The organism is Okeania sp. SIO2F4 (assembly GCF_010672385.1).
GTDB lineage: Bacteria > Cyanobacteriota > Cyanobacteriia > Cyanobacteriales > Microcoleaceae > Trichodesmium.
Genome location: NZ_JAAHGT010000284.1, coordinates 1 through 10,408, shown reverse-complemented (window position 1 = coordinate 10,408; position 10,408 = coordinate 1). Strand labels below are relative to the sequence as shown.

Here is a 10,408-nt window from a genome sequence, read left to right as displayed (position 1 = left end):
TTATTTATTGCTTCTGGTGTAATTTTTTCGACTTCTTCTTGATAAATAAAATCTGTCAGGAAACGACCTATTATTTCTGCTGGTTCATAACCATAAATGTGTTTCGCTGCTTGATTAACAAAAGTAAAACGCCCCTCAGTATCCAGAGACCAAATTAAATTTTGGGAAGTTTCTACTAAATGCCTATATTTTCTTTCACTTTCTGCTAATGCTGTTTCTACTCGTTTTCGTTCCAGAGCATTAATAAACATTTCTCCCATAATTCTTAACAGAGCAATAATATCTTCTGACCAGTTTTTTTCTTCTCTAACTGAGTCGAAACCTAAAAATCCGATAGAAATGCCACAATATGCCATTGGTACAACAATTAGAGATTTTATGGATTGGGAGCGCAAAAATTTTTTAGTCATCCATTTTTCTTTTGACAGTTTAGCTGTACTGGGAATATAAATTGTTTCTAGCTTCTGTATTTGCTCTTCCCATTCTCCTAATGCTGTGATTGGTATTTGTTTTCTTTGTTGAATTTGCGATTTAATTCCCTTGGCACACCACTCGTAATTATTGTTGATATAGTTACCTGTTTCATCCAATAAAAATACATAGCTACGGTCAACTCCGCTAAAAGTTCCTATCCATTCCAAAGCTACTTGAATACCTTGGTCTATTTCGTCAGGAGCTAAATTAATGAAGTGGGTTGATAGAGTTGTAATTAATTCTTCAAAATTTAGTCTATATAGTAGTTCTTCTCTCGCCTGCTTGTGTCTGACAATTTCTTCTATAAGTTCTTCATTTGATGATCTTACAGCAGATGTTCTTTCTTCAACTTTTGCTTCTAGTTCTTGTTGAGTTTTATGGAATTCTAACTCGGTTATTTTGCTGGCTGTGATCTCAATATTAATTCCTCTTAATCCTTCTATTTTACCGGTTTCTGAAATTTGGGGAATTACTCTGGTTTCATATCCGATATCTTCCGCTTCCCAAAACCATTTAACTTGATTCCCCGCCATTGCCAAGTCAATTTTATCCAATATTTCTTTATTGTCTCTGTATAGATCAAAAATTGAATATCCCACTAATTTCTCTGGTTTTATTCGTACTTTTTGTGGTTTACCCTTGGCAAAAGTAAACATACCTTTGCTATCTACTTCCCAAATAATTATAGATGCTTGATTAATTATTGCTTGTAAACGTACTTCACTTTTTTTGAGAGCATTTTTAGTGCACTGGTGTTCTGCTTTCTCTTTGTTTAACTCTTCTGTCAACTGAGCTAAATTTTGCTCTAATTTTTTAACAACGCTGTACATCATTGACATTGATTTTAGGGAAGGACAATATATATAAACAATAACTTAAAATAGCATAACCATGAATATTTAATTTTAAGCTTTCCTGATTTAGCTTCAAATTAAAGTCTTTATTCTCAATCTACTAAGCTATATATTAGCAAGCTATATTATAGAATAAATATAGCTTTTATTAAATTTGTGAAATACACAAGTTTTTAACTTTAGGAAATAGCTTAACTAGAAACAGGGAATAGAAAAGACAAAAAATACTATATCTAATCAATATCAGAACCACTAATTAGCCTGGCGTAATTAAATGTTATTATGTCCGAAGCGACTGGAACGGAGTGGAAGGAAATAATCTCAAGAGTTGAGGCTGCATAAACATTTTGTTACATATTCATATTGAGGTTTATTTACGCCTACCTAACTTATATAAATTTTTTAGTCCTTCATTACTCACCTATAGTTCTCTGTCAAGATTAATTTCAGGGATAAGCCATGAAATTTTCTCCCTTGTCTACTTTCCCTATTGATCTTCCTTAGTCTTGTCTCAACCCATCATTTCAAAATTGACAGATCAATAGATTAAGGCTGCGGTATTCAGAATATTAAAATATGTAATAATCGGGCAAATATTATCTAAAATCTAATCAACAAGTGATATTGGAAAAAACGTTTAAAAATTGTCAGTAATTATATTACTCTAAAAGAATTGCCTAATCTAAACCAACAAGTCCAAATAGACAATGACAAAAAAATTAGGTCAATAGCCTACCCTTTGAAGAGGATGAAAAAAATCAACTTCAGTATATCAAGCATAGGACCTCAGCCGGAGGTACTAATAACTGATAACTAATAACTGATAACTGAAATGACCTTACCCAAATCAAGCAGACTAAACTTGACTGATGATATAAATATATGTCGCATTTTGAATGGAATGTGGCAAGTGTCAGGCGCTCATGGACGTATCGATCCAAAAGCTGCTATTCAAAGTATGTTTAATTATATGGATACAGGTTTTACTACTTGGAATTTAGCAGACCATTATGGCCTGGCGGAGGATTTCATCGGATAATTTAGACGACAATTAATAGATAATAGGTGAGTAGAGTCTTTATCTAACTTACAAGCTTTTACAAAGTGGGTGTCAAGACCCATAAAAATGACTAAAAAGTTGGTTGAAAAAAATATTGATATTTCGCGCAAAAGAATGAATGTGGATACTTTGGATTTAGTTCAATTTCATTGGTGGGAATATCAAAATAAAAATTATTTAGATGCTCTTAATTATATGGCGGAGTTCCAGTCGGAGGGAAAAATTAAGCATCTGGCTTTAACTAATTTTGATACTAAACATCTGAAGATTATTATTGATAGTGGAATTAAAATAGTTTCTAATCAAGTTCAATTTTCTTTATTAGACCGTCGTCCTTTGGTGGAAATGGTAAAGTTTTGTCAGAAGCATAATATCAAGCTTTTGGCTTATGGTACATTATGTGGTGGTTTATTATCAGAAAAATATCTAGACTCACCGGAACCTCAAAATAGAAATCTTGATACTGTTAGTTTGAGAAAGTATAAAAATATGGTTGATATGTGGGGAGGTTCGAGTCTATTTAAAAACTATTAAATCTGCTCAAAAAAATTGCTGATAAGTATAAAGTAAGTATCTCAAATGTGGCAGTTCGCTATATTTTAGAACAGCCAACTGTAGCAGGTGCAATTGTTGGATATAGGCTAAGTATTTCAGAAAATTTTCAAGATAATTCTCGTGTATTTGATTTTAATTTAGATGTAAAAGATTACGAACAAATTAATAATTTAACTGGAGAGTCACGAGATTTGTTTAAGTTAATTGGTGACTGTGGTGATGAATATCGAAGATAGGAGTCAGGAGTCATAAGTCAGGAGTCAGGAGTAGAAAAGAAGTTAAAAGTGAAGAAAAATTTAGAACTTAGGAGTCAGGAGATTAAGTAAGTACTTAGAAGTTAGAATAAAATTATATAATTTTACTTCCATCTTGGGAATGTGCTTTATGTTAGGATTTTTCTTTATGTTTATAGCTCAATCTATAATTTCTCTTACCTAATTTTTTAACATCAACCTTTTGAGCTTGCTTTATACTTAAAAATAATACTTATACAAGGATTTGAAAATATGTCTGATTCATTTACTTCAGAAATTAGCGCTCGCATTTGTTCTCATATGAATGAAGATCATCAAGATGCGGTACTTTTGTATGCTCAAAAATTTGGTAGTTCTGCCAATGCTACAGCCGCAAAAATGCTTTCCATTGATGCTCTAGGTATGAACTTAACTGCTGAAGTTAGTGGGGAAACTTTACCAATAAGAATTGAATTTGACCATACTTTAAAGGATGCTGAAGATGCTCATCACACTCTTATTGATATGGTTAAACAAGCTCGTACTGAAAAATAAAATATGAGTAGTCTTACAAAACTCAAAAGTCAATAACTAAAAGTAAGATACTGTTTGCTAAAGATTTTAACAGATTAGGATTTTAGGTAACTATTTCACATAATTGGTATCAAACTCTTTGTGACATTATTTCCGTGAATGATATGTTACTCTTCTGCTTGGGATGGTTTGATGGAAGAGTAACTCACTCCTGGCTGAATATTTCCAGATTCTGGAAACTCTACTATTGCTCTATACGCATGGGGTGATGAATAAATTTTTGATTTTGAATTAATAGATTAACTTCTCTTTATTTATCTAAAGCGATCGCTCCATATCTAGAGAATAAAAAGTAGGTTGCTTTGAGCTTAGTCTTTCCAGACTCTGGAAACTCTCTATTGCGTATAGAGCAATAGTGATGAATAAATTTTTGATTTTGAATTAATAAATTAACTTCTCTTTATTTATCTAGAGCGATCGCTCCATATCTAGAGGAAGAAAAGTAGTTGCTATGAAGTGAGTATTTCCAGATTCTGGAAACTCTACTATTGCTCTATACGCATGGGGTGATGAATAAATTTTTGATTTTGAATTAATAAATTAGTTTCTCTTGATTTGTCTAGAGCGCTCCAAAATCTGGAGGAGGGAAAGTAGGTTGCTCTGAGCTGAGTCTTTCTAAACTCTTGAAACTCTACTATTGAGTGATAATAATTTTTTGATTTGGAATGAATAATTAGTTCCTCTTGATTTGTCTGGAGCGCTCCAAAATCTGGAGGAGGGAAAGTAGGTTACTCTGAGCTTAGTCTTTCTAGACTCTTGAAACTCTACTATTGAGTGATGAATAATTTTTTGATTTGGAATGAATAATTAGTTCCTCTTAATTTGTCTGGAGCGCTCCAAAATCTGAAGAAGGAAAAATAAATTGCTCTGAGCTTAGTCTTTCTGAGTGTGTGAAACTCTACTATTGCTCTATACGCTATAGTGATGAATAATTTTTTGATTTGGAATGAATAATTAGTTCCTCTTGATTTGTCTGGAGCGCTCCAAAATCTGAAGAAGGAAAAATAAATTGCTCTGAGCTTAGTCTTTCTGAGTGTGTGAAACTCTACTATTGCTCTATACGCTATAGTGATGAATAATTTTTTGATTTGGAATGAATAATTAGTTCCTCTTAATTTGTCTGGAGCGCTCCAAAATCTGGAGGAGGAAAAATAAATTGCTCTGAGCTTAGTCTTTCCAGAATCTTGAGACTCTACTATTGCGCAATAGAAAAATATTGATGAATAAATTTTTGATTTGGAATTAATAAATTAACTTCTCTTTATTTATCTAGGTTGACTGAGCAATTATAGTGGGATGGGAAAGAGGATTGCTCTGAGCTTAGTCTTTCCAGAATCTTGAGACTCTACTATTGCGCAATAGAAAAATATTGATGAATAAATTTTTGATTTGGAATTGATAATTAGTTCCTCTTGATTTGTCTGGAATGATCGCTCCATATCTGGAGAAGGAAAAGTAGGTTGCTCTGAGCTGAGTATTTCCAGACTCTTGAAACTCTTTTATTGCGTATAGAGCAATAGTTATTTCATTTCCTGAAGCTCCCAAAGTTGGATGGTGAAATTTTTTCTGTTCTATTGCTCTATCCGCAATAGTCGTTTCATTTCCTGAAGCTCCCGAAGTTGGATGGTGAAATTTTTTCTGTTCTATTGCTCTATCCGCAATAGTCGTTTCATTTCCTGAAGCTCCCGAAGTTGGATGGTGAAATTTTTCTGTTTTATTGCGTATAGAGCAATAGTCATTTCATTTGCTGAAGCTCCCGGAGTTGGATGGTGAAATTTTTCTGTTTTATTGCGGATAGAGCAATAGTCATTTCATTTGCTGAAGCTCCCGGAGTTGGATGGTGAAATTTTTCTGTTTTATTGCGGATAGAGCAATAGTCATTTCATTTACTGAAGCTCCCGAAGGTGGATGGTGAAAATTATTTGATTCTCATCTCTCCCCACCTTCCCCACACTCCAAACTTCCCACACTCCCCACTCTCCTAATCCTCTAATTCAAAATCGACCCCCCCATCATTTTCTGATACCGCCATTCCAACTCTTTCCTTAACAGAGGCCAACTATTCAGACTTTCATCCTTCTCCATCACCCGAAAAGCAGCACCCCGCGCTAACTCCAAAACTTCCTGATCCTCAACCAAACTCGCCAAAGCAAAATCCGGCAACCCCGACTGCTTAGTTCCCAAAACCTGACCAGGACCCCGCAAACGCATATCCATCTCGGCAATAAAAAATCCATCCTGAGACTGCTCCAAAACTTGCAAGCGTTCCACAGCATCCGTCGAACCCGCACCCCTCATCAACAAACAATAAGACTTATGAACACCACGACCCACTCGTCCCCGCAACTGATGTAACTGAGATAAACCAAACCTTTCTGCATTTTCAATCAGCATTACCGTAGCATTCGGTACGTCTACCCCCACTTCCACCACAGTAGTAGAAACTAAAATCTGAGTTTTATTATCCCGAAAAGTACTAATAGCTTGGTCTTTTTCAGCACTGCTCATTCTGCCATGCAACAAACCTATCTGGAATTCTGGGAAAACTTTTTCAGCTAATTTTTGATGTTCTTCTACTGCAGATTTTACATCCAATTTTTCTGACTCTTCAACTAAGGGTAAAACTACATAAACTTGTCTACCTTGAACTATTTCTCGGCGAATTAAATCGTAAGCTTTTTTACGTTGTCTTCCAGTCAAAGTTGTGGTTTGAATTGGTTGTCTTCCTGGTGGAAGTTCGTCTATTTGACTAACATCTAAATCTCCATGTAAAGTCAAAGCTAAAGTTCTAGGAATAGGAGTAGCAGTCATTGCCAAAAAATGAGGAGATTCACCTTTTTGTTGTAACTTTGCTCTTTGCTGAACCCCAAATCTGTGTTGTTCATCTATTACTACTAAACCTAATTTATGAAAATTTACTGCATCTTGAATTAGAGCATGAGTACCAACTAAAACTGGTAATTCTCCAGTCTCAAGTTGAGCATGAATTTCTCGACGTTTTGCTACTTTTGTCGAACCAGTTAATAATTCAACAGGCAAATGTAAGAGATTAAACCAACTAACTAATTTACGATAATGTTGTTCTGCTAATACTTCTGTCGGTGCCATTAAAGCGGCTTGATAACCAACTTGAATTGCTGCTAACATGGCGACTACTGCTACTACTGTTTTTCCAGCTCCCACATCTCCTTGTACTAATCTTTTCATTGGTTCGGGTTTTTGTAGGTCGCTGAGGATTTCATTTGCTACTCTTTTTTGAGCATTAGTTAATTGAAATGGGAGTAGTTCGTAGAATTTATTAATTAGTTTTCCTGTAACTGGTAAAGATATAGCTGTCTCTGTTTTTTTTTGCAGTTGCCGACGTTTTAATAATCCTAATTGTAGATAGAAAAATTCATCAAAAACTAAGCGACGACGAGCTGCTGCTAAACAATCTCTATCTATAGGAAAATGAATGTTTTTAATGGCGTTTTTTAAGTCTATTAATTGATATTGATGCAGAAAGTTTTCTGGTAATGTATCTGATAATTTTTCTGCTGTTGGTAAAACTGTAAATATTGCTCGTCTGACAATATCTGCTCCTACTCCATCTGTTAAGGGATAAACTGGTACTAAACGACCAATTTTCATTGATTCAATTTGACCGCCTTCACTATCTAGAACTTCTATTTCTGGGTTATCTAAATTTTTGCCATATTTGTTTTCTTTAACTAAACCTGAAGCAGCGACTGTTGCACCAACTGGATAGAATTTTTTTTGCATCATTTGCCAACCTTTGTTACTGAACCTAGGTCCGGCAAAAAAGCGACTAATTTTGATTTTACCTGTGGCATCTGTAAGAGTAAGTTCTAGAATAGTTAATTTCTTATTTTTAGGACTAGAAAAACAGTTGAACCTTTTAACTTTGCCAATTATAGTAACAGTTTCTCCAGGTTCTAAGTCACGAATATTGACTTGGCGAGCATAATCTATATGGTCTCTTGGATAATAATAAAGTAATTCTCTAACTGTATATAGTCTTAATGTTGCTAGGCGATCGCTATTTTTAATTCCGATACCTTTTACATCTTTAAGTGGCTGTTGTAGTTCTAGGTTATTGGTATATTTTTGTGGAAAGTTATAATTATTTTTCTGTATTTTGGCAGTTATTTCTAATGGATGTGCTTCTGGTATATTTTGCTCTTGTTCTTTTGTAGAGAAAGACTGCATTTTATTTAAAAAATCCTGAGTTATTTCTAGTAAAGATTGCCGTTCTTCTCTAGTCATTTCTGGATAGGAAGCAAATTTTTTAGATAGTTCCTGAAATTGATTTTGATAAGCTTGTAATATGATTGGTGGTTGACTTAAACTGATACTCAAAAAGTCATTAAATATATATTGTTTGCCTTGGATATTTTGAAATCCACGGTCTGTTTCTACCAATAAAGCTTTTTTGAGTCTTTCCCAGTCTATCGTTTCTTTTTCATTATTCATGGCATTATAGGAATTTATAATTTCTAATTTAGAATTAGTGAATTAGTGAATTAAAGAATTAAAGAATTAATAATTGGTAAATTAATCTGACAAAATGCAGAATTTAGAATTAGTGAATTAAAGACTTTTTCAGTCAACCCTAATTAATTCTGAATTTATAAAAGATTCTAAATTGTAAATTCATATATAGCAGTCTTAAATAGGTTGTAACAACTCAAAAACTAGAAAGAAATTCCGAAACTATTGCCCATTGTACATTGCTTATTCCCTATGACCGAAAAGCGGTAAGATTTTTATACACAAATAAAATAGGATTCCTATAGATTCCAAATTCTAAATTATTTATTATTTATTATTTATTTAATCTTCATACCAACTAGACCGCCATGCTGACTCAGCTTCTATCACCGCTAATTCCCGTTGCTTTTTATTATATTCTCGTTGCAGTTGACTAAGCTCTCCTAAAAGACTACGGATTTTATTGCGCCAACCTGTGACATTAATATTAGTAAATTCTATTTCAGATAACCGTAGATTTATTGCTATAATTCGAGTAATTTTAGCATCATCATCATCTTCTAAATCTTCTGCTTCAATTAACAAATTTAATATATTAGGTTGCCCACCTACAGGAGTATCCCCTGATTCCATTTTTGTCGCAGCTTCTAAAACTTTTTCTGGTATTTTTTTCGGCAGTATTTCTGCTTTCTGAAGTATACAGTTTGTCTGATGAGAAAGTTTTTTGAGAATTTCTGGTATTTGCTTTTCTATATTTTCTTGCCAAAGTCTTAATATGTTAATATTATGCAATTTATCAACAATATTTTCTGTCGAAATTTTGATTTTTTCTGCTTCAGTTTCATTGATGTTCTCTTCTACTTTATTTCCTACTTCTTTATCCTGAGAATCTGTTGTAGGTTGTGACGATATTTCAGTCGGAAATAATTCAGAAGAATCAAACTCTATAGCTTCTTTTAGGTCTTTTATTTTTGGTACTACTTCTTCCTTTTCCTTCTCTTCTTCATTCAGAAGACTCATCATTAATTCTGCTACAGAGGTATCATCCGACTTTTGTTGAGACTCTGGATCTTGGTTTAATAATTCTTGTAATTCTTGAACTGCCAATTTAGACTTTTCTCGCAACTCTTCCTGCATTTTCTGTCGCTGAGAAAATGATAACTTCAGAAATTCTTCTGGATATCCCTGAGTACATATATAATAACTAGCAAAAATTAACTGTTGTCGCATCCCTTGCCCCAAAACTTGTAAATAGCTTTGATATTTACTATAAAGTTCTTTGGCAATATCAGCGATCGCCACTTCAATTCTTTGCAAATCTTGTTCTATTTTTCTAATTTCTCCCACTATACTTAAATATATTTATACTTAGGATTTTGAATTTAGAATTTAAGGTAAATTCACCAATTCTGAATTCTTAACTCTGAATTCTATAAGGTAAATTTACCAATTCTAAATTCTGAATTCTAAATTCTGAATTCTATGCTAAATGCTTACTTATTTCTTTCCAGTTTGTGCTGCTACTTCTTCAGCAAAATTACTTTCTTGTTTCTCAATACCTTCTCCTAAAACAAACCTAATAAAACGACGTACTTGTACTTTTTCACCTAACTGAGCGGTAGTTTCCTTAATCAACTCTTCTACTGTCTTATTTTGGTCGCGGATAAATGACTGATCCATCAAAGTTAATTCTTTTAACCGCTTTTCTATTCGACCTTGAACTATTTTTTCCCTAATATTTTCTGGTTTATTGCTCAGGTCTTCTCTACCCATTTCTATAGATTTTTCACTTTCTACAAATTCAGTTGGAATATCATCAACTGACACATATTGTACCTGTGGACAAGCAGCTATTTGCATAGCAATATTCTTGACTAATTCTTTAAATGCCTCATTCCGGGCAACAAAATCTGTCTGACAGTTTACTTCTACTAAAACACCAATTCTGCCACCTGTATGAATATAACTCTCAACCAGTCCCTCTGCTGCTACTTTACCCTCAAGTTTTCCAGCAGAAGCAATACCTTTTTGTCTCAGCCATTCTGTAGCTTTAGTAATATCGCCATCATTTTCTTTCAGGGCCTTTTTACAGTCCATCATACCTGACGCTTAACTTTCTTTTCCTCAAGAAAATAAATTTTAAGGAA

The 10,408-nt window shown here is 33.6% G+C and carries 5 protein-coding genes and 1 pseudogene; 2 read left to right on the top strand and 4 right to left on the bottom strand.

All coding sequences use genetic code 11. The features are described from left to right. On the bottom strand, positions 1–1,313 hold a 1,313-nt coding region (locus tag F6K22_RS18555), incomplete at its 3' end, for a PAS domain-containing protein (RefSeq protein ID WP_293100860.1). 847 nt (positions 1,314–2,160) lie between these two features. On the opposite strand from F6K22_RS18555, the pseudogene F6K22_RS18550 reads away from it, so the two are divergent. Both F6K22_RS18550 and F6K22_RS18545 read left to right on the top strand, forming a co-directional pair. After that, positions 2,161–3,179, top strand: a pseudogene (locus tag F6K22_RS18550) (aldo/keto reductase). Between the two features lie 270 nt (positions 3,180–3,449). Next, positions 3,450–3,731: a DUF2470 domain-containing protein gene (locus F6K22_RS18545; protein ID WP_293100857.1), complete on the top strand. Its 282-nt coding sequence runs from the start codon at positions 3,450–3,452 to the stop codon at positions 3,729–3,731. Between the two features lie 2,028 nt (positions 3,732–5,759). On the opposite strand, the gene recG is transcribed toward F6K22_RS18545, so the two are convergent. The 3 genes from recG to tsf form a co-directional block, all read right to left on the bottom strand. Further along, the gene (gene recG, locus F6K22_RS18540) at positions 5,760–8,243 is read right to left on the bottom strand and encodes an ATP-dependent DNA helicase RecG (RefSeq protein WP_293100854.1); all 2,484 of its coding nucleotides are present in this window, start codon (positions 8,241–8,243) and stop codon (positions 5,760–5,762) included. 360 nt (positions 8,244–8,603) lie between these two features. Next, positions 8,604–9,608 (bottom strand): hypothetical protein, encoded by a 1,005-nt coding sequence (locus F6K22_RS18535; protein ID WP_293100851.1) that lies wholly within the window; start codon positions 9,606–9,608, stop codon positions 8,604–8,606. A 150-nt stretch (positions 9,609–9,758) separates the two neighbouring features. Continuing rightward, entirely contained in the window at positions 9,759–10,361 is a 603-nt protein-coding gene (gene tsf / locus F6K22_RS18530; RefSeq protein ID WP_293100848.1) for a translation elongation factor Ts, read from the bottom strand. Positions 10,362–10,408: the final 47 nt, after the last annotated feature.